This is a genomic window from Actinoplanes sp. NPDC051859 (genome assembly GCF_044452725.1).
Classification (GTDB): domain Bacteria; phylum Actinomycetota; class Actinomycetes; order Mycobacteriales; family Micromonosporaceae; genus Actinoplanes.
Window position 1 is genome coordinate 266,795 of record NZ_JBITBX010000008.1, and the last position, 18,644, is coordinate 285,438.

Genomic DNA, 18,644 nt, shown 5'->3' on the forward strand with positions numbered 1-18,644 from the left:
GCAGGCGGTGAGGAGACGGGCGTGCCAGAGCAACCCCATGCCCTTGTGGAACAGCGCGGCCCGGTGCTCATCGTGACGATGAACCGGCCATCCGCCCGCAACGCGTTGTCCGCGGAGATGATGGCGATCATGCGCGACGCCTGGGACCGGGTGGATGAGGACCCCGAACTGCGGGTCGCCGTCCTCACCGGTGCGGGTGGCGCGTTCTGCGCGGGCGCCGATCTCAAGGCAATGACCCGCGACCATCCCGGCGACGGCTTCCGGACGAACGGCACCGACCTGTCCCGCATCGATGCGCTGTTGAAGGGACGCCGGCTCACCAAGCCACTGATCGCCGCTGTCGAGGGCCCCGCCGTCGCCGGCGGCACCGAGATCCTGCAAGCCACCGACGTCCGGGTGGCCGGCGCGAGCGCCCGCTTCGGCGTCTCCGAGGCACGCTGGGGGCTGTTCCCGCTCGGTGGATCGGCGGTGCGGTTGCCGCGGCAACTCCCGTACACCATCGCGGCGGACCTGCTGCTGACCGGCCGACACCTGACCGCCGAGGAGGCCCACCGCATCGGTTTGATCGGGCACGTCGTGCCCGACGGGCAGGCCCTCGACAAGGCCCTGGAGTTGGCGACGACCATCGCCGCGAATGGCCCGGTGGCGATCCGGGCCATTCTGCGGACGATGCGCGAAACCGAGGGCATGCCCGAAAACGAGGCCTTCACCGTCGAGTCCGACATCGGTACGGCGGTCTTCATGAGTGCCGACGCCAAGGAGGGCCCGCGCGCCTTCGCGGAGAAACGTACCCCGCACTTCCAGGGGCACTAGACAGCCACGATCGCGATCAGGCCGGGTCGGGCGGGTTCAGGATCGGACGGGATCGCCTCGGTTCGGGCCTCGTCGAACCCGCCTGTCGTGCGTCGCGCAGCGGCCGGTCCGGCGGCAACCTGCGCAGCAGCCGGCCGAGGACGACGGCGACCGGGACAGCCAGGAGGGCGTACACGACATCCGTGTCAGCACCGTGCACCGGCGGATTGCCCGCCAAGGCGGTGAAGAGCGAACTGACCGGCAGGACGATCGAGACCCAGGCAAGCGGCGCCCAGACCACCGGGATGGCGATAGCGGTGACGGTGAGCGCGGCCGGGTAGTACAACCAGCCTCGCAATCCGCGTGGGCGCGGCCCGGAGAGCACGACGACCGCGAAAGCCAGCGCGACAGTGAAGGTCAGAATCGCCAAGAAGCGGTCGCCGCTGGGCTGTTGCCAGGTGAAGCGGATGAGAACCGGCACGGCACCCGCGACCACCGCGACCGGCACAGCTACTGCGACACGGAGTCGGGTGACCGTCCCGGCTGCGCGCACCGCCGCGACGACGGCGACCACCGCCAGCAGAGCGCCGACCCCGGCACTCGACGGATTCAGCTCCGGCTCCGTGTCGTACGGCGACTCGGTCATCGTTGCCACACCGGCGAGGACGGCCGCGATGAGCGCCCCGGTGAAGAGCGTGCCGGGCCGGGGCACCAACGGGATGGTTCCCGCGAACGCGCACCAGGCGAGGGCAGCGACCACTGCGCCGATCGCCAGTGGCACGGAGCCGGAGGACAGGTTCAGCCGGTCCACGCCGAGGTCGGCCACGAACCAGACGCCGCCGCCGAGCAGCACGGCCCGGGTGCCACGCCGGTCGCCGCGCACGTACACCAGCAGCACGAGGATCAACGCGATCAGTGAGTCCCAGCGCAACTCCCGAGCCCAGTAGGTGTTGTTCTCCGCCGTAGCGTCCGGCAGGTGCTCGGGCTCGCTCAGCGGTTGCAGCACCGTCATGCTCAGCGTCCACGCGACCGCCGAGACGGCGGCGAGCGAGCCGAGCAGGAGGCGTTCCGCCGTCACCCGCGACCAGCGAACCGGACTGGCAGGTGACGTCGCCGTGGCTGGCGTGGGCGTGGCTGGCGTGGGCGTGGCTGGCGTCGGGGTGGCGACCTCCACCGCCGGTTCTCGCCAGCGCCTCGCGACCGCCCAGCCGAAGGCGACCGCGCATACCGTCCACGGCAGCAGCAGGAGCGTGGCGTCCCCGAGTGCCTCGGTGATGACGTAATCGTTGTCCGCACTCGGTGGATCGCGGAGGACCTGCACCAGCATGGGCAGCATCGATATCACCGGCGCGGCGAACGCAGCGACGACCCAAGCCCGGACGGTCCGGCCGGCACTCACCGCCCGCACGACCGCCACCACCAGCACGAACGTCGCCACGATCCAGCTCGCGGCCATCATCGTCATCCCGCCCATGTCGAGATAGCCGCTTCTGAAGAGGAGGAGGGGCCAGAGCACCAAGCTCAGCGCCCCGACCGCCGTGGCCGCGACCCCCAGGCTGCCGGCCGGTCCGGGTGCGTGGCCGCCGCCCGATCCGGCCCACCGGCCCCCTGCGACGGTGTAAACCGTCATGATCATCGCCACCAGAACGGCCGACAGCAGCCGACTGGCTGGCGAGTAGTAATCAGGATCGACAGCGTCGCTGATCACCTCGGACAGGACCATCGACGCGCCGACGCCGAACACGCAGACAGCCATGAGCCGGCCGATCGAGCGCCACACCGGCCCGGGACGCAGCCGCTCCCAGCGGCTCCGCGGCTCACCGTTCTCGTCGAAGGTCAACGGCGTGGCCGCCAGGCTGAAGGCGTACGACAGGCGACGTCCTGCGGTGCCGCGGCGCTGCCGCAGCATCAGGAGCTCAGCCGCCCATTCCCGGGACATGTCATCGCGGACGTCGGCGGGCCACCGCCGGGCGGCCACGCGCAGCAGAACCTCGACAAACCAGTTCAGGACGCCCATGTCGGCCTCCGCTTGGTGAGCGCACCGGCGGGCGAGTGCCGCTGCCGATACTCGGCGAGCGAGAGGCGGGCCGCAGTGAGGCCCTCGGGGGTGAGCCGGTACCAGCGCCGAGCGGGCCGGCCCGCCGCCACCGGGTCGATCTCCTCCCAGTGCGCCGCCAGCCAGCCGGCCCGCTGCAGCCGGGTCAGGATCGGGTAGATGGTGCCGCTGGGCAGGCCGGTCGCCTGCATGATGTCGAGGCCGTACCGCTCGTCATCAGGGTCGACGAGGAAGGCCTGCAGCACCTCGGCCAGGGCTGTGGTCATCCGGAGGGAAGCCGTCATGCCCGCGTACGCTACATAGGGTCTGCAATTTTCGCTACATAGGGTTTGAGCTGCTCACCTAGATGGCGCGGTCGCGTCCCGCCCAGTAAGGCTCGCGCAGCAGCCGTTTGTACAGCTTGCCGTTCGGATCGCGCGGGAGCTCGTCGGTGTAATCGACACTGCGCGGGATCTTGAAGCTGGCGAGCCGCCCGGACAGGTAGGCAAGCAGCTCGGCGGTCAACTCCGGCCCGGCGGCCACGCCCAGCTCCGGCTGTACGACGGCCTTGAGCTCCTCACCCCACTCGTCGTGCGGCACGCCGAAGACGGCGACGTCGGCAACGGCCGGGTGAGCGGCCAGCTCCCCCTCGATCTCGGCGGGATAGATGTTCACGCCGCCCGAGATCACGACGTCGCTCTTGCGGTCACAGAGGAAGAGGTAACCCTCGGCGTCGAGGAAGCCGATGTCGCCGACCGTGAACATGCTGCCGTGCCAGGATTCGCGGGTCTTCTTTTCGTCACCGAGGTACTCGAACCTGGCGTCTCCCATCTGCAGGTAGACCTGGCCGGGCTCGCCGACCGGCATGTCGTTGCCCGTGGTGTCCAGCACCCGGATGCGGGAGCCGGGCCAGGCGCGGCCGACCGAGCCGGGTCGCTCGCGCCATTCGGCGGCGGTGATCAGGGCTCCCCCGCCCTCGGACGCGGCGTAATACTCGACCACGACGGGGCCCCACCAATCCAGCATCTGCCGCTTGACCTGCGGCGAACAGGGCGCAGCACCGTGAATCATCACGCGCATCGAGGACAGGTCGTAGCCGGTGCGAACCTTCTCCGGCAGGGCCAGGAACCGCCCGAACTGAGTCGGCACCATGTGGCTGTGGGTGACCCGATGCCGTTCGATGAGCCGCAGCGCTTCCTCGGCTCCCCAACGGTCCATCACCACCACGGTGTGGCCCAGCTGGATCGAGATGACGGCAAAGTTCATCACCGCCGTGTGATAGAGCGGCGAGCAGCACAGATGCACGTGACCGTCGAACGGCTCGAGGCCGAACAGACCGAAGAACCAGGTCGAGGTCGCGGGTACGGCGTCCGGGTCGGCGCCGGTGAGCGGCCGGCGCACGCCCTTCGGGCGACCCGAGGTCCCCGAGGTGTAGACCATGAGCGTGCCCGCCGTGCGAGCACCGGGGCGACCGGAGCCACCCGAGCCCACCTGGGCGAGCGGCCGAAAGCCAGCGACCCTGCCCACCGCGAGGCGCCCCTCGGCAGGCACACTCGCTTCGCGGGCCGCAGCGGTTGCCGCCTCGGCGAAGCGTTCGTGGGCGACGAAAACCCGGGCACCGCTGTCGCGCAGGATGTACGCGATCTCCGCCGCGGTCAGGTGCCAGTTCAACGGCACGACATACAGGCCGGTCTGCATCGCCGCGAAGTAGACGGTGAGCATGTCCGCGCTGTTGGGCAGCAGCAGCGCCACCGTGTCGCCGGGCTCCAGTCCCAGGTCACGAAGTCCGCGCGCGATCCGGTTGGCGTCGGCAGCCAGCTCGCCGTAGGTCACGGTGCGGCCGTCGGTGTCGACGACGGCCGCCCGCTGCGCCGACTCTGCCGCGATTCCCCACAGTCCGATAGTCGTCATGGGGGAATTCTATAACTCGTTCTAGCAATAGAAAGGCCGTGATTGAGCGACCTTGCCCGGCTCTACTGCAACGTGTTTCACTGGATCTCGTGGATATCGCCGAAGCCCCGCCGCTGTCCGCCGCGATGAACATCGCCTTCGACTACACCCGCTCACTCGGCCCGGTTCTGGGCCAGTTCCTGACCGGGCTGCGCGATCGCCGCGTGGTTGGCAGCCGCACCTGCGACGGCCGAGTCCACGTCCCGCCGCTGGAATACGATCCGGCGACCCATGCCCCGGTGACCCAGCTCGTCGAGGTGCAACCCACCGGCACCGTCGTCAGCTGGACCTGGATGCACCGGCCGCTGGCGGGGCAGCCGCTGGCCCACCCCTTCGGCTGGGCGCTGATCCGCCTCGACGGCGCTGACACCAGCCTGCTGCACGCGGTGGACGCGGGCACACCGGACCGGATGCGCACCGGCATGCGGGTCCGCATCCGCTGGGCCGCCACCACCACGGGCCGGATCCAGGACATCGAGTGCTTCGAGCCGGGCGAGAGCGGGCCCAGCGAGCCAGCTGAGCCGGACGCCGAACCCGTGACCATGGTGACCACACCGATCCGGCTCGGCTATCGGCACACCACCTCGGTCGAGGAGAGCCGGTATCTGCGAGCTCTGGCCGACGGCCGGCTGCTCGGCCAGCGGTGCCCGGTCTGCCACAAGGTGTACGTCCCGCCCCGGGTCTGCCCCGCGGACGGAGTGTCGCCGGACGAGGAGGTGGCGGTGGCCGACCGCGGCACGGTCACCACCTTCTGCGTGGTCAACGTGCCATTCCCCGGCCAGCGCCTCGACCCGCCGTACGTCGTGGCGCAGGTGCTGCTGGACGGCGCCGACATCCCGCTGCCGCACCTGATCGTCGGATGTGCGCCTGAGGAGGTTCGGATGGGGATGCGGGTGGCGGCGGTGTGGCGGGAACGCGAGAAATGGTCCACCACGCCGGAGAACATCGCGCATTTCGCGCCGACCGGCGAAGCGGACGCCACCTACGACACCTTTGCGGACCACTTGTGAGCGCCGTCGCCGTCGTCGGCTTCGCCCAGGCACCCTGCCGGGCCGAGGCGGGCACGACCAGCGGTGTCGAGACGCTGGTGCCGGTCCTGCGGGCGGCCTTGGCCGGCGCCGGCCTGGACCGTCGAGCGGTGGACTTCTGGTGTTCGGGCTCCTCCGACTATCTTGCTGGGCGGGCGTTCTCCTTCGTCAACGCGGTCGACGCTATCGGCGCATTCCCGCCGATCTGCGAGTCGCACGTGGAGATGGATGCCGCCTGGGCCTTCTACGAGGCGTACGTGAAGATCCTGGCCGGCGAGGCGGAAACCGCGCTGGTGTACGGCTTCGGCAAGTCCTCGGCCGGCCTGCTGCGCCGCGTGCTTGCGCTGCAACTCGACCCGTACGCGGTGGCGCCGCTGTGGCCCGACGCGGTGAGCGTGGCCGCGCTGCAGGCCCGCCTGGCCCTCGATGCCGGAATGTTCGGTGAGCGGGAGATGGCCGAGGTCGCGGTGCGCAGCCGGGCCGACGCGGACACCAACCCCTTCGCTCAGGTGCGCGGACACACCACCGTCGATCGGCTGCTGGCCGAGCCGTACGTGGCGGATCCGTTGCGGTTGCACGATTGCCCGCCGGTGTCCGACGGCGCAGCCGCTCTGGTCCTCGCGGCGGGTGATCACGCGCGGCAGCTGCGGGAGCGACCCGCCTGGATCACCGGCGTCGCGCACCGGATCGACACGCAAGGGCTCGGCGAACGGGACCTGACCTCGGTGCCGTCAGCGTCGGCAGCGGCCGAGGCCGCCGGCCTGGACGGCGACGTGGACGTGGCCGAGCTCCATGCGCCGTTCACCCATCAGGAACTGCTGCTGCGGCACGCGTTACGGCTCAGCGATCAGGTGCGGGTCAACCCGTCCGGCGGCGCGCTGTGCGGCAACGCGATGTTCTCAGCAGGGCTGACCCGGATCGGGTCGGCGGCCACTCAGGTGATGTCCGGTGCGGCGGGACGGGCGGTCGCGCACGCCACGAGCGGCCCGGCGCTGCAACAAAACTTGGTCTGCGTGCTGGAGGCGGAACGATGAGACGGGCGGCCGTACTGGGTACCGGGCAGACCCACCACCGCACCCGGCGCACTGACGTGTCGATGGCGGGTTTGTGTCGGGAGGCGATCGACCGCGCGCTGGCGGATGCGAGCACCGACTGGTCGCAGATCGACGCGGTGGTGCTGGGCAAGGCCCCGGACCTGTTCGAAGGCGTGATGATGCCGGAGCTGTTCCTCGCCGATGCGCTCGGGGCAGCCGGGCGGCCGCTGCTGCGGGTGCACACGGCCGGGTCGGTGGGCGGTGCGACCGCTAACGTGGCGACCAGCCTGATCCGAGCGGGCGTGCACCGCCGGGTGCTCGCCGTGGCGTTCGAAAAGCAGTCCGAATCGAACGCCATGTGGGCGCTGTCGATCCAGCCGCCGTTCAGCGCGCCGATCGGGGCCGGGGCGGGTGGCTACTTCGCGCCGCACATCCGGGCGTACATCCGGCGGGCTTCGGCTCCGGAGCACGTCGGGGCGCTGGTCGCGGTCAAGGATCGGCGCAACGGGGCGTTGAATCCGTACGCGCATCTGCGGCAACCGGACATCACCCTGGAATCGGTGCGGTCCTCCACGATGCTCTGGGACCCGGTGCGGTACGACGAGACCTGCCCCTCCTCGGATGGTGCCTGTGCGATCGTGCTCGGCGATCAGGCGGCGGCGGAGGCGAGCCAGCGTCCGGTGGCGTGGATCCGGGCCACCTCGATGCGCACCGAGCCCACGTTCTTTGCGGGCAAGGACCACGTCAATCCGCGGGCAGGAGCCGAGGCAGCGCAGGCATTGTGGGCGGCGGCAGGCATCACCGATCCGCTGAACGAGGTGGATGTCGCCGAACTGTATGTGCCCTTCAGCTGGTTCGAGCCGATGTGGTTGGAGAACCTGGGCTTCGCCGAGAGCGGGCAGGGCTGGAAGCTGACCGAGGCGGGTGAGACGCGGATCGGTGGCCGGCTGCCGGTCAACCCGTCCGGGGGCGTGCTGTGCTCCAACCCGATCGGCGCGTCCGGGCTGCTGCGTTTCGCCGAGGCAGCCATGCAGGTGATGGGCCGGGCGGGCGCGCACCAGGTTGCTGGGGCGCGCACCGCCCTCGGACACGCGTACGGTGGGGGCTCGCAGTTCTTCTCGATGTGGCTGGTGGCGACCGAACCGGACGGTCAGCGGTAGCGGACCGGCAGGTGCTTGATGCTGTTGAGCCAGCCGGAGCGCAGCCGTTGCGGCGGGCCGGCGAGGCTGATGTCCGGCATGTGGTCGGCGATCGCGTTGAAGATGAGGTCGATCTCCAGCCGGGCCAGGTTGGCGCCCAGGCAGAAGTGCGCGCCGCTGCCGCCGAATCCAAGGTGCGGGTTCGGGCTGCGCATGATGTCGAACCGCTGCGGATCGGTGAAGATCTCCTCATCGAAGTTTGCCGAGCCGTAGAACAGGGCCAGCCGCTGGCCGGCTTTGATCTGCTGGCCGCCGAGCTCGACGTCGCGCAGCGCGGTGCGCTGGAAGACGTTGACCGGCGTGCCCCACCGGACGATCTCGTCCACTGCGGTGCGCGGACGCTCGGCCTTGAACAGCTCCCACTGGTCGGGGTGCTCGAGCATGGCCAGGATGCCGTGCGAGATCGCGTTGCGGGTCGTCTCGTTGCCCGCCACTGCCAACAGCAGCACGAAGAAGCCGAACTCGTCTGTCGACAGATGCTCGCCGTCGATCTGCGCCTTCACCAGGGTGGTGACGATGTCGTCGCGGGGGCAGGTCTGCCGTTCCTCGGCCATCTTCATCGAGTACGCGAGGAGTTCCATCGCCGGCTCCATCGCGTCGGCGCCGCCGCTGTATTCCGGGTCGTCGTAGCCGATCATCGCGTTCGACCAGTCGAAAACGTTACGCCGGTCTTCCTGGGGCACGCCCAGCAACTCGGCGATGGCCTGCAACGGCAGCTCGCAGGCGACCTGGTCGACGAAGTCACCGGAGTCGGCACCGCCGGCCTCCCGGACGATCCGCTCGGCGCGGGTGGCTAGCGCGGTCCGCAGGTTGTTGATCGCGCGGGGGGTGAATCCGCGGGCGACGACGGCTCGCTGCTTGGTGTGTTGAGGTGGATCCATGTTGAGCAAAACGAGGCGCTGCATGTCGATGCGTTCGCGGGGCAGGTCCGGCTGGAACCGGACGATGGCGGTGTTCTCCCAGCTTGAATAGGTGTCGCTGTCGCGGGAGACGGCCATGACGTCCGCGTGCCGGGTGACGGCCCAGTAGCCGTCGTCGTCGAAGCCGGCACTCCCCCGCTCCTGCGGAATCCACCAGACCGGCGCGGTCCGCCGCATCTCCGCGAACTCCGCATGCGGTATGCCGCCGACGTAGATCTGTGGATCGGTGAAGTCGAAACCCTCGGGGATGCGAGGCTCGGCCACGGCTCCTCCTCCAGCAACAGGTTTCACCAGATTGAAACACGTCGAGGTCTCCCGTGGTATACCTCCGCGACTGCTATGTTAGAACACGTTCTAACTTTGCGGAGCAGTGGGGAGAACGCCGTGGGTGTTCCGGTGATCGTCGGTGCCGTCCGAACGCCAATCGGACGCCGCGGAGGCTGGCTGTCCGGCCTGCACGCCGCCGAACTGCTCGGTGCAGCCCAGCGAGCCGTGCTGGACCGGACCGGCGTGGATCCCGGCCTGGTCGAACAGGTCGCCGGAGGTTGCGTCACCCAGGGCGGTGAGCAGTCCAACAACATCACCCGCACCGCCTGGCTGCACGCCGGGCTGCCGTACGGCGCGGGTTGCCTCACCGTCGACGCGCAATGCGGCTCGGCGCAACAGGCCGCGCACCTCATCGCCGGCCTGATCGCCGCGGACGCCATCGAGGTCGGCGTGGCCTGCGGGGTCGAGTCGATGAGCCGCGTGCCGCTGCGGTCCAACCTCGGCACCGACGCGGGCATGCCACGCCCCGACTCGTGGTCCATCGACCTGCCCAACCAATACGAGGCCGCGGAACGCATCGCGACGCGACGCGGGCTCACCCGCGCAGACCTGGACCACTTCGGCGTACGGTCGCAGGCCAACGCAGCTCGCGCCTGGCGGGAGGGTCGTTACGACCGCGAGGTAGTGCCCGTTGCCGTCCCCGGCGGGGGAACCGTCGAGCGCGACCAAGGGTTACGCGACACCACTTTCGACGGGCTCTCCGGACTCAAGCCGGTCCTTGACCACGGGCGGCACACCGCGGGCACCTCCTCGCAGATCTCCGACGGCGCCGCCGCCCTCCTGCTGATGGATGTCGACCGGGCCCGCAGCCTGGGGCTCACTCCGCGCGCCCGGTTCGTCGCCCAGGCACTGGTCGGCGCCGAACCGTACTACCACCTAGACGGGCCGATCGCGGCCACCGAACGCGTGCTGGCCCGCAGCGGCATGAAGATCGACGACGTCGACCGCTTCGAGGTGAACGAAGCCTTCGCCAGCGTCGCACTGTCCTGGATGGGCGTCCACCGCGTCGACGAGGACCGGGTGAACGTCAACGGCGGAGCGATCGCCCTCGGCCACCCGGTCGGCAGCACCGGCTCCCGACTGCTCGTCACCGCCCTGCACGAACTGGAACGCTCCGGAACCGGCACCGCCCTGATCACGATGTGCGCAGGCGGCGCGATGGCGACAGCAAGCATCATCGAGCGGCTGTGACCGCGCTCAATGAGCGCACCGCCCTGACCAACCTCGAGGCCGTGGCCGGCTGACGAACGGAGACGGCGTCATAATCCTCTGATGGTACGGATGCAGGCCGTGGACGACGCGGAAGATGAGAAATGTTGGTCCGGAGGTGCCTCCGTGTAACCGCTGGTTCCCGACAGCAAGCTGGCCGGTGAACATCACCCCGCCGACGGAGGGGTCTCTTGACGAGGCAAGCCTGTCGGCGTTGGTCGACGCGTTGGCGCGTGCGTCCGGCGTCGGACCGGACACGTCATGCTTTGCCTTCTACGGTTCAGTGCCAGCGAACGAATACGACCGTCCGACTTTGTTCCGAGGTCCGCTCGCCGCCATTCAGGAACTCGTCGGCTCGAAGGCATTCCAGGCCAGCCCGAGCAATATTTGGCCCGCCGACCGGTCATGGTTCGTATGGACCGACTGGGACCTGTGGGCCTCCAAGGTCAGTGGCTCTCCAACCCTCATGGCAGCGCTGCGCGACCATCCCGACCTCGAAACCATCACCTGGCCTCCGGGTTCCCAGTGGGTGTAGACCACGATGACATGCTCTGACTCGCACGACGACGGAACCGGTCGACGTCACCCCGGGCCAATCTTTACCAGCTCGCTTTACTCCGCATGATCGCTCACGACATTTTTCGGGGGTTGCCCTCCAACAGCGCATAGGCCTACTCAGCGTGCCGCCTCCAGCTGGACCCACCGTCGTCGGAAAGTCGTTGAGCGTGGGGACGCCCGACCGCAGCACCAGTACGCCAGGCGATGTCCATCCGGATGGCGAGGAAGTGCGTTCGGCGGCCCCGGTGATAGCCTGGTTCACCCTCCTCATGCGTGCATGGCCTACGCCGCGAATACGCCATGCTGCAAATTCGACGTTCACACGAGTAATCAGGAGTGCCGCTGTCCGCCTCGCCGATCCTGCTCGCCTTAGCTGGCAACCCTGCGCTCCTTCCCGAGCACATCGATGCTCTTGTGGCGACGTCCGATCCCGAGTTGTCTCGGGTAGTGGCGCGGGAACAGCGCCTCAGCCCCGCACAGTTCGACAGGATTGCCGGAAGCGGGAACCGGGACATCCTGGTCGCCCTGATCGAATCGGGCAACCTCGCCGTGGAACGGATTCCGAACGATGATCCATGGGCGCTCCTCGCCGCCATCGATCGCATCGACGCACCGGTGGACCTGCTGGCGCGGCTCGCTTCCTGGCCTGACACCGAAGTGCGCCTGGCGCTGGGTGAGCACGCGTCAGAACGCCGCGATGTCGCACAGATCCTGGCCGACGATGAGTGCTGCTCCGTCGCTGCATGACGGATCCGATCTGCTCGGCGGACGCCCTCCTCGACGTCGCGGTGCACGAAGCGGCACCGCCCGCGGCGCTGACCATCTGCCTCAGGCATCCGCACACGGCGGCTGCTGTCGCGGGCAATCCGGCTACGCCAGCGGACCTCCTGATCGAGCTCGCATCCCATCCGGATCCGCAGACCCGATGGGAACTAGCGAGTAATCCGAGTCTTCCTGCTGCGGCCGGGAAACTCCTCCTCGAGACATGGGCGACCAGCTGACGATTGCGCGTTTACCTGCAATCGACAGCTGCCACGTGGGCACGCCAGTCGCGCTCAACCGACCCTGGCTGGCATCGAGGCACCGCCGATCTCGAGGTGGAGCGACAAGGCGCTCAGGGGTGTTGGCTGCTGACGGAGATGACCTCGCCGGTGAGGTAGGAGGCGTAATCGCTGGCGAGGAACGCCACCACGGTGGCGACCTCCCAGGGCTGCGCGGCCCGGCCGAACGCCTCGCGCTGGGCGAGGCCGGCCAGTTCCGCTTCCGGCATCACCTTGGTCAGGAAGGGGTGGGCGGCGAGGCTGGGTGCCACGGCATTGACCCGGATTCCGTACGAGGCCACGTCCAGCGCCGCGCACCGGGTGAACGCCATCACCCCGGCTTTCGCGGCGGCGTAGTGCGCCTGCCCGGCCTGTGCCCGCCAGCCCAGCACCGAGGCGTTGTTCACCACTGTCCCGCCGCCACCCTGGGCGATCATTTGGCGCAGAGCCGCGCGAGTGCAGCGAAACGTGCCGGTGAGTGTGACGTCGACGATGCGCTGCCATTCCTCGTCGGTCATGTCGGGCACTGGCCGGGCGCCACCGAGCCCCGCGTTGTTCACCATGACGTCGATACGTCCGCAGTGCTCCACCGCTGCGGTGATCAACGATTGCACGGCGGACTCGTCAGTGACGTCGCAGGGCACCGCCCACACCCGGTTCGGGTAGGTAGTGTCCAGCTCCTCGCGGGCCTCGCCGAGCCGGCGTTCGTGGCTGTCGCTCAGCACCACCGTGGCGCCCTCGGCCAAGCATCGGTGGGCCACCGCCGCGCCGATCCCCGTGCCGGCGGCAGCGGTGATGACGGCGACCTTGCCGGCCAGCAGCTTATGCCCGGCGGGCGGGGTTGCCGCAGGCTTCGTCGCGGCGGCGTCCGCCGGGTTCATCGGCGATTCTGCCGGGGCAGTCCGAGCACCCGTTCTGCCACGATGCCGCGCTGGATCTCGTTGGAGCCGCCGTAGATGGTGTCGGCGCGGCTGAAGAGGAAGAGCCGCCACCAGCGCTCGACTTCCGGGTCACCGGGTTCGGCGGCTGTTCCGGCGGGGCCGAGCGTTGCCATGGCGAGCTCGCCGAGTCCTTGCCGCCACCGGGACCAGAGCAGCTTGATGACCGAAGCAGTGCCGATAGTGGCTGGTTCGCTGAGGGCACGCAGGGTGTGTGCGCGCAGCACGTTCAAGTCGATCCAGGAGCGGGTGAGTTTCTCGCGCAGCACCGGGTCGTCGGCCGCGCCGGTGCGCCGGGAGAGCTGGATGAGGTCGTCAAGGTCCTGCTGGAAGCCGATCTGTTGGCCGACCGTGGCCGCGCCCCGCTCGAAGCCCAGCGTAGCCATCGCCACCTTCCAGCCCTGGCCGGGCTCGCCGACCACCAGGTCGCGGTCGGTGCGGGCGTCGTCGAAGAAGACCTCGTTGAATTCGCTGTCGCCGGTGATCTGCTGGATCGGGCGTACCGTGACGCCCGGCCCGCGCATCGGCACCAGCAGGTAGGAGAGCCCGGCGTGCCGGGCGCCGTTCTCGGCGACCGGCACGGTGCGGGCCAGGACGAAGCACCAGTCGGCGACCTGCGCGAGTGACGTCCACACCTTCTGGCCGGTGATCCGCCACTGGTCGCCGTCGAGAGACGCGCGAGTGGTGACGCCGGCCAGGTCGGAACCCGCGCCAGGCTCGGAGTAGCCCTGACACCACAGCTCGTCGACGGCGGCGATGCCGGGCAGGAACCGGTCCCGCTGCGCACTCGTGCCGAGTGCCATCAGGGTGGGGCCGACCATCGTGGTGCCGATGTGGTCCACGCGCGACGGAGCGCCGGAGCGGGCGTACTCCTCGTGGAAGATGATTTGGCGCTCCAGCGACGCGCCGCGGCCGCCGTGCTCCTCCGGCCAGGCCAGCGTGGTCCAACCGGCGGCGGCGAGCCGCCGCGTGAACTCGAGGCGCTGCGGATAGGCCTCGTTCTCCCGGCCGGCGCCGCCGACGCCGCGGAGCTCGTCCGTCACATTGGCCGTGAGCCAGGCCCGAACCTCGCGCCGGAACTCCTCGTCACCGTCCACTGGCGCCACCTCCGGGGTCACGGGTAGGGTCACCCTACCAAGCACTTGCTTGGTTTGCTATCCAGCTTGGTTGCTATCCAGTGAGTCCCGCCAGGAGATCGGGGAGGGCACCGTGGAGTCGACCATTCCGGCGGCCCTGGTGCAGGTGGCCCGGACGTTCGGGGCAGCGCCGGCCCTCGTGGAGCCGGGGATGACCCGACTGAGCTTCGTCGAGCTGCTCGACCAGGTCCGCCTCGTCGCCCGCGCGTTCATCGCCGAGGGCCTGCGGCCCGGCGACCGGCTAGCCGTGTGGGCACCCAACACCCAGCACTGGGTGCTGGCAGCATTGGGCGCAAGCTATGCCGGGGCCACCCTCGTACCGGTGAACACCCGCTACACCGGCGTCGAGGCGTTGGACGTGCTGGACCGCAGCGGCGCCGCCGGCCTGGTCGTCACCGGCCCGTTCCTCGGCGTGGACCGGCTGGCCGCCCTGCAGGAAGCCGCGGGCCGCGCCGGACTGGCGCTCCCCCGCCTTGTCGTCCGCATCCCCACCGGCGTTTCGGCGCCGCCCGAACCGAACGTGCTGGAGTGGACAGACTTCCTGCACGCCGCCCGCGAGGTGCCCGCGGAGCGGGCCGATGCCCGGGCCGCAGCCGTCAGCCCGGACGAAGTCAGCGACATCCTGTTCACCTCGGGCACCACCGGACGCAGCAAGGGCGCGATGAGCGCACACCGGCAGTCGCTGGGCGTCGCAGCCACCTGGGCGCAGACCGGTGGGCTCGGCGCCGACGACCGCTACCTGGTCGTCAACCCGTTCTTCCACAGCTTCGGCCTCAAAGCGGGACTCCTCGCCTGTCTGCTCAGCGGGGCCACGGTGGTCCCGATGGCGGTCTTCGACCCCAGCCGGGCAGCAGCACTGATCGCCGCCGAACGCATCACCGTGCTGCCGGGACCGCCGACCCTCTACATCAGCCTGCTCGACGACCCGGACCGGTCCCGGCGCGACCTGGCCACGCTCCGGCTCGCCGTGACCGGGGCGGCCACCGTGCCACCCGTGCTCATCGAGCGCATGCGCACGGAGCTGGGGATCACCACGGTGCTGACCGCGTACGGGCTGACCGAGGCGGTCGTTGCCACGATGTGCCGGCCCGGCGATGACGTGCAGACGGTGGCGTTGACGTGCGGACGAGCCGTGCCCGGCATCGAGGTGGCGATCAGTGAGCCCGGCGGCGAGGTGTTGCTTCGCGGCCCGACCGTCATGCTCGGCTACCTGGACGATCCGAAGGCCACCAGCACGGCGATCGACATCGACGGCTGGCTGCACACCGGCGACATCGGCCAGCTCGACGACCGCGGCTACCTCACCATCACCGACCGGCTCAAGGACATGTACATCTGCGGTGGTTTCAACGTGTACCCGGCCGAGGTCGAACGGGTGCTGGCCGAGCTGCCCGGCGTCGCCGAATCCGCGGTGCTCGGCGTGCTCGACCTGCGGCAGGGGGAAGTGGGCAAGGCCTTCGTCGTGCCACGGCCGGGATACCGGGTGTCGCCCGCTCAGGTGCTCGACTTCTGCCGGGAACGGCTCGCCGCGTACAAGGTGCCGCGCACGGTCGAGATCCGCACCGACCTGCCGCACAACGCCTCGGGCAAGGTCCTCAAGTATCTGCTCCGGGAGGAGATCGCTGGATGACCGACGAGGTCTGCTACGAGCGCCGGGGCGCGATCGCCCTGGTCACCATGAACCGTCCCCGCTATCGCAACGCGCAGAACTCGGCCATGACGTACGCCCTCGACGCGGCGTTCACCCGGGCTGTGGACGACGACGGCGTCAAAGTGATCGTGCTGGCTGGCTCCGGTGACCATTTCTCGGCGGGGCACGACATCGGCACCCCGGAACGCGACGTCGACACCGCATTTCCGCGGCAGGCCACGCTCTGGTGGGACCACACGACGAAATCCGGGGCGGACCGGCGGTACTCCCGCGAGCAGGAGGTCTACCTCGGCATGTGCCGGCGCTGGCGGGAGATGCCGAAACCGGTCGTCGCCCAGGTGCAGGGCGCGTGTGTCGCGGGCGGCCTCATGCTGGCCTGGGTGTGTGACCTGATCGTGGCGGCCGATGACGCGTTCTTCGCCGATCCGGTGCTCCGCATGGGGATCCCCGGGGTCGAATACTTTGCCCATCCCTGGGTGCTCGGGCCTCGGTTTGCGCGCGAGGTGCTGTTCACCGGCGAGCGGTTCGGGGCGCTGCGGGCGTACGAAATCGGCATGGTCAATCGGGTGGTGCCCCGCGCCGAGCTGGAGCAGACCACGCTGGCCCTCGCCGAACGGATCGCCGGCATGCCGGCGTTCGGTCTCGCCCTCGCCAAACGCGCGATCAACCAGTGCGAGGACCAGATGGGTATGCGCGCCGGGATGGAGTCGGTCTTCGGCCTGCACCACCTGGCGCACGCGCACAACGTCGAGGTCAGCGAGGACTCGCTGGCCGGGCTGGATCCGGCCGCGATGAAGCGGGCCGCCACGTGAACCTGGAGCTTCCCGCGGACGCACAACGTTTCCGCGACGAGGTGCGTGCCTGGCTGGCTGCGCACGTCCCGGCTGACCGGCTTCCCAGCGTGGACACGCCCGCCGGCAACGCGGCACACCGGGCCTGGGAACGCGAGCTGCACGATGCGGGGCTCGCCGTCGTGTCGTGGCCCGTCGAGTACGGCGGACGCGCGGTGCCGCCGTTGCACGCCCTGCTGTTCGAAGAGGAATATCACGCGGCCGGCAGCCCGGTGCGGATCGGCCAGAACGGCCTGTTTCTGCTCGCCCCGACCCTGCTGCGGCACGGCACCGAGGAGCAGCGACACCGGATCCTGCCGCCGATGGCCCGGGCGGACGAGGTGTGGGCACAGGCCTGGTCCGAGCCCGAGGCAGGCAGCGACCTGGCCGCACTGAAGGCGCGCGGGCGGCGTACCGAAGGAGGGTGGTTGCTCTCCGGGCAGAAGACCTGGAGTTCCCGGGCGACCGTGGCCGACCGGGCCTTCGGCCTGTTCCGCACCGGCGACGCGCCGCGGCACCGCGGCCTCACCTGCCTGATGTTCGACCTGCGGGCGCCCGGTGTGACCGTCCGGCCGATCCGGCAGCTGGACGGCGATCCGGGCTTCGCGGAAATCTTCCTCGACGACGTGTTCGTGTCGGACGTGGACGTGATCGGCGAGCCTGGCGACGGCTGGCGGGTCGCGATGAGCACGGCGGGCCACGAACGCGGGCAGACCCTGCGTAGTCCCGGCCGATTCCTCGCTGCCGCCGACCGGCTGGTGGCGTTGTGGCGGGACAGCGATCGGGCCGACGCGGCGCTGCGGGACCGGGTCGTGGACGCGTGGATCGGCGCGCAGGCCTACCGCATGCACACCTTCGCCGCGCTGGACGCGGACCCGGGGCCGTACGCCGCGAGCGCCACCAAGCTGTTCTGGTCGGAGCTAGATGTGGCCCTGCACGAGACGGCGCTGGAGGTGTTGGGTGCGCAGGCCGAGACGGACGAGGTGTGGACCGACGGATATCTGTTCGCGTTGGCCGGTCCCATCTATGCGGGCACCAACGAGATCCACCGCGGCATCGTCGCGGAACGCATGCTGGGTCTGCCCCGCGAGGTGACGCGATGAGGCTGGCACTCTCGGCGGAGCAGGCCGGTTTCGCGGCTGTCCTGCACGACGCGGCTGGCGACTGGGCACGGCTGCGGGATGCCGGCGTGACCGGGCTCGCGGTGCCGGAGCGCTGGGGCGGCTCGGGTGCCGACTCGACCGATCTCGTCGTCGCCTTCGAGGAACTGGGCCACCACGCGGTTCCCGGCCCCCTGGCCGAAACGCTGGCAGTGGTCCCGACGCTGCTCGCCGACATCGGCGGCGAGAAATGGCTCCCGGAACTGGCCGCCGGGCAACTCCGTGCGACCCTGGCAGCGCCGCCCTGGCTGCCTTACGCGGCCGGTCCCGCGGACCTGCTGCTGTGGGCCGGCACCGACACCGTTCGCCTGTGCCGCGCCGGCGACGAACACGTCTCGATCGACCCCACCCGGCAGCTGTTCGAGGTGATCGCCGGCGACGTCCTCGACTCCGGACCCGAGACGGCCGTTGCCATCGCCCGCGCGATGGACCTGGGCGTGCTCGTCGTGGCGGCCCAGTTGCTCGGAGCGGGCCGGGCCTTGCTCGAGGAAGCTGTGTCGTATGCGAGGACCCGGACACAGTTCGGTCGACCGATCGGCCGGTTCCAAGCGGTCCAGCACCGGCTCGCCGACGTCGCGGTCGGTCTGGAGTTCGCCCGACCCCTGCTGCATGCGGCCGCGGTGACCAGCCTGCCGCGGGACGTCTCCGCGGCCAAGGTTGCCTGCGGCGACGCCGCTCACCGCGCTGCCCGAGCGGCACTCCAAGTGCACGGCGCCATCGGCTATACCCGCGAGCATGGGCTGCACCGCTGGCTGACCAAGGTCCAGGTCCTCACCCAGGCCTGGGGAACACCCGCCCAGCACCGAGCCCGGGTGCTGGCAGACCTGACGAGGTAGC

Annotated in this window: 18 protein-coding genes; 12 read left to right on the forward strand and 6 right to left on the reverse strand. The window is 69.9% G+C overall.

Annotated features, from left to right (window positions below; translation table 11 throughout):
• Window positions 1–21: 21 nt before the first annotated feature.
• Entirely contained in the window at window positions 22–813 is a 792-nt protein-coding gene (locus ACIA1L_RS22000; protein ID WP_396074727.1) for a crotonase/enoyl-CoA hydratase family protein, read from the forward strand.
• Between the two features lie 16 nt (window positions 814–829).
• On the opposite strand, the gene ACIA1L_RS22005 is transcribed toward ACIA1L_RS22000, so the two are convergent.
• From ACIA1L_RS22005 to ACIA1L_RS22015, 3 genes are read right to left on the reverse strand one after another with little or no spacing between them, the layout of a single operon-like run.
• Window positions 830–2,809, reverse strand: coding sequence for a hypothetical protein (locus tag ACIA1L_RS22005; RefSeq protein WP_396074728.1), 1,980 nt, complete (start codon window positions 2,807–2,809; stop codon window positions 830–832).
• The gene (locus ACIA1L_RS22010) at window positions 2,797–3,132 is read right to left on the reverse strand and encodes a PadR family transcriptional regulator (RefSeq protein WP_396074729.1); all 336 of its coding nucleotides are present in this window, start codon (window positions 3,130–3,132) and stop codon (window positions 2,797–2,799) included. Before ACIA1L_RS22010 ends, ACIA1L_RS22005 begins: the two co-directional genes overlap by 13 nt.
• 58 nt (window positions 3,133–3,190) lie before the next feature.
• On the reverse strand, window positions 3,191–4,738 hold the full coding sequence (locus tag ACIA1L_RS22015; protein ID WP_396074730.1) for an acyl-CoA synthetase: 1,548 nt from the start codon (window positions 4,736–4,738) through the stop codon (window positions 3,191–3,193).
• Window positions 4,739–4,827: 89 nt separating this feature from the next.
• On the opposite strand from ACIA1L_RS22015, the gene ACIA1L_RS22020 reads away from it, so the two are divergent.
• From ACIA1L_RS22020 to ACIA1L_RS22030, 3 genes are read left to right on the forward strand one after another with little or no spacing between them, the layout of a single operon-like run.
• Complete coding sequence (locus ACIA1L_RS22020; RefSeq protein WP_396074731.1) at window positions 4,828–5,787, forward strand: Zn-ribbon domain-containing OB-fold protein; 960 nt, start codon at window positions 4,828–4,830, stop codon at window positions 5,785–5,787.
• The gene (locus tag ACIA1L_RS22025) at window positions 5,784–6,839 is read left to right on the forward strand and encodes a thiolase domain-containing protein (RefSeq protein ID WP_396074732.1); all 1,056 of its coding nucleotides are present in this window, start codon (window positions 5,784–5,786) and stop codon (window positions 6,837–6,839) included. The genes ACIA1L_RS22020 and ACIA1L_RS22025 overlap by 4 nt, the downstream gene beginning before the upstream one ends.
• On the forward strand, window positions 6,836–7,999 hold the full coding sequence (locus ACIA1L_RS22030; protein ID WP_396074733.1) for a thiolase domain-containing protein: 1,164 nt from the start codon (window positions 6,836–6,838) through the stop codon (window positions 7,997–7,999). Before ACIA1L_RS22025 ends, ACIA1L_RS22030 begins: the two co-directional genes overlap by 4 nt.
• Here the strand turns inward: ACIA1L_RS22030 and ACIA1L_RS22035 are convergent.
• On the reverse strand, window positions 7,990–9,222 hold the full coding sequence (locus ACIA1L_RS22035; RefSeq protein WP_396074734.1) for a cytochrome P450: 1,233 nt from the start codon (window positions 9,220–9,222) through the stop codon (window positions 7,990–7,992). The two genes, ACIA1L_RS22030 and ACIA1L_RS22035, sit on opposite strands and share 10 nt — an antisense overlap.
• Window positions 9,223–9,342: 120 nt before the next feature.
• Here ACIA1L_RS22035 and ACIA1L_RS22040 point away from each other — a divergent pair, with 120 nt between their 5' ends.
• From ACIA1L_RS22040 to ACIA1L_RS22055, 4 genes are all read left to right on the forward strand, one after another.
• A complete protein-coding gene (locus tag ACIA1L_RS22040; protein WP_396074735.1) occupies window positions 9,343–10,476 on the forward strand; it encodes a steroid 3-ketoacyl-CoA thiolase in 1,134 nt (377 codons plus the stop codon).
• Window positions 10,477–10,654: 178 nt separating this feature from the next.
• Window positions 10,655–11,029: a hypothetical protein gene (locus ACIA1L_RS22045; RefSeq protein ID WP_396074736.1), complete on the forward strand. Its 375-nt coding sequence runs from the start codon at window positions 10,655–10,657 to the stop codon at window positions 11,027–11,029.
• 359 nt (window positions 11,030–11,388) lie between these two features.
• Window positions 11,389–11,799, forward strand: coding sequence for a hypothetical protein (locus ACIA1L_RS22050; RefSeq protein WP_396074737.1), 411 nt, complete (start codon window positions 11,389–11,391; stop codon window positions 11,797–11,799).
• Window positions 11,796–12,053: a hypothetical protein gene (locus tag ACIA1L_RS22055; protein WP_396074738.1), complete on the forward strand. Its 258-nt coding sequence runs from the start codon at window positions 11,796–11,798 to the stop codon at window positions 12,051–12,053. Before ACIA1L_RS22050 ends, ACIA1L_RS22055 begins: the two co-directional genes overlap by 4 nt.
• Before the next feature lie 113 nt (window positions 12,054–12,166).
• Here ACIA1L_RS22055 and ACIA1L_RS22060 read toward each other — a convergent pair whose 3' ends face one another.
• Both ACIA1L_RS22060 and ACIA1L_RS22065 read right to left on the reverse strand, forming a co-directional pair.
• Window positions 12,167–12,973: an SDR family oxidoreductase gene (locus ACIA1L_RS22060; RefSeq protein WP_396074739.1), complete on the reverse strand. Its 807-nt coding sequence runs from the start codon at window positions 12,971–12,973 to the stop codon at window positions 12,167–12,169.
• Window positions 12,970–14,127, reverse strand: a complete 1,158-nt coding sequence (locus ACIA1L_RS22065; protein WP_396074797.1) for an acyl-CoA dehydrogenase family protein — start codon at window positions 14,125–14,127, stop codon at window positions 12,970–12,972. Before ACIA1L_RS22065 ends, ACIA1L_RS22060 begins: the two co-directional genes overlap by 4 nt.
• Window positions 14,128–14,239: 112 nt before the next feature.
• On the opposite strand from ACIA1L_RS22065, the gene ACIA1L_RS22070 reads away from it, so the two are divergent.
• The 4 genes from ACIA1L_RS22070 to ACIA1L_RS22085 are packed head-to-tail and all read left to right on the forward strand — an operon-like array spanning window position 14,240 to window position 18,643.
• Window positions 14,240–15,796, forward strand: a complete 1,557-nt coding sequence (locus tag ACIA1L_RS22070) for a FadD3 family acyl-CoA ligase (RefSeq protein WP_396074740.1) — start codon at window positions 14,240–14,242, stop codon at window positions 15,794–15,796.
• On the forward strand, window positions 15,793–16,629 hold the full coding sequence (locus ACIA1L_RS22075; RefSeq protein ID WP_396074742.1) for an enoyl-CoA hydratase: 837 nt from the start codon (window positions 15,793–15,795) through the stop codon (window positions 16,627–16,629). The genes ACIA1L_RS22070 and ACIA1L_RS22075 overlap by 4 nt, the downstream gene beginning before the upstream one ends.
• Window positions 16,626–17,750 carry an acyl-CoA dehydrogenase family protein gene (locus ACIA1L_RS22080; protein ID WP_396074743.1) on the forward strand — a complete coding sequence of 375 codons (1,125 nt, stop codon included), beginning with the start codon at window positions 16,626–16,628 and terminating at the stop codon, window positions 17,748–17,750. Before ACIA1L_RS22075 ends, ACIA1L_RS22080 begins: the two co-directional genes overlap by 4 nt.
• On the forward strand, window positions 17,747–18,643 hold the full coding sequence (locus ACIA1L_RS22085; RefSeq protein WP_396074744.1) for an acyl-CoA dehydrogenase family protein: 897 nt from the start codon (window positions 17,747–17,749) through the stop codon (window positions 18,641–18,643). The genes ACIA1L_RS22080 and ACIA1L_RS22085 overlap by 4 nt, the downstream gene beginning before the upstream one ends.
• Window position 18,644 lies beyond the last annotated feature (1 nt).

Coding starts and splice junctions, on each gene's coding strand:
- ACIA1L_RS22005 (WP_396074728.1), bottom strand. CDS start 2,809: ATGGGCGTCCTGAACTGGTTTGTCGAGGTTCTGCTGCGCGTGGCCGCC.
- ACIA1L_RS22010 (WP_396074729.1), bottom strand. CDS start 3,132: ATGACGGCTTCCCTCCGGATGACCACAGCCCTGGCCGAGGTGCTGCAG.
- ACIA1L_RS22015 (WP_396074730.1), bottom strand. CDS start 4,738: ATGACGACTATCGGACTGTGGGGAATCGCGGCAGAGTCGGCGCAGCGG.
- ACIA1L_RS22030 (WP_396074733.1), top strand. CDS start 6,836: ATGAGACGGGCGGCCGTACTGGGTACCGGGCAGACCCACCACCGCACC.
- ACIA1L_RS22055 (WP_396074738.1), top strand. CDS start 11,796: ATGACGGATCCGATCTGCTCGGCGGACGCCCTCCTCGACGTCGCGGTG.
- ACIA1L_RS22060 (WP_396074739.1), bottom strand. CDS start 12,973: ATGAACCCGGCGGACGCCGCCGCGACGAAGCCTGCGGCAACCCCGCCC.
- ACIA1L_RS22075 (WP_396074742.1), top strand. CDS start 15,793: ATGACCGACGAGGTCTGCTACGAGCGCCGGGGCGCGATCGCCCTGGTC.
- ACIA1L_RS22085 (WP_396074744.1), top strand. CDS start 17,747: ATGAGGCTGGCACTCTCGGCGGAGCAGGCCGGTTTCGCGGCTGTCCTG.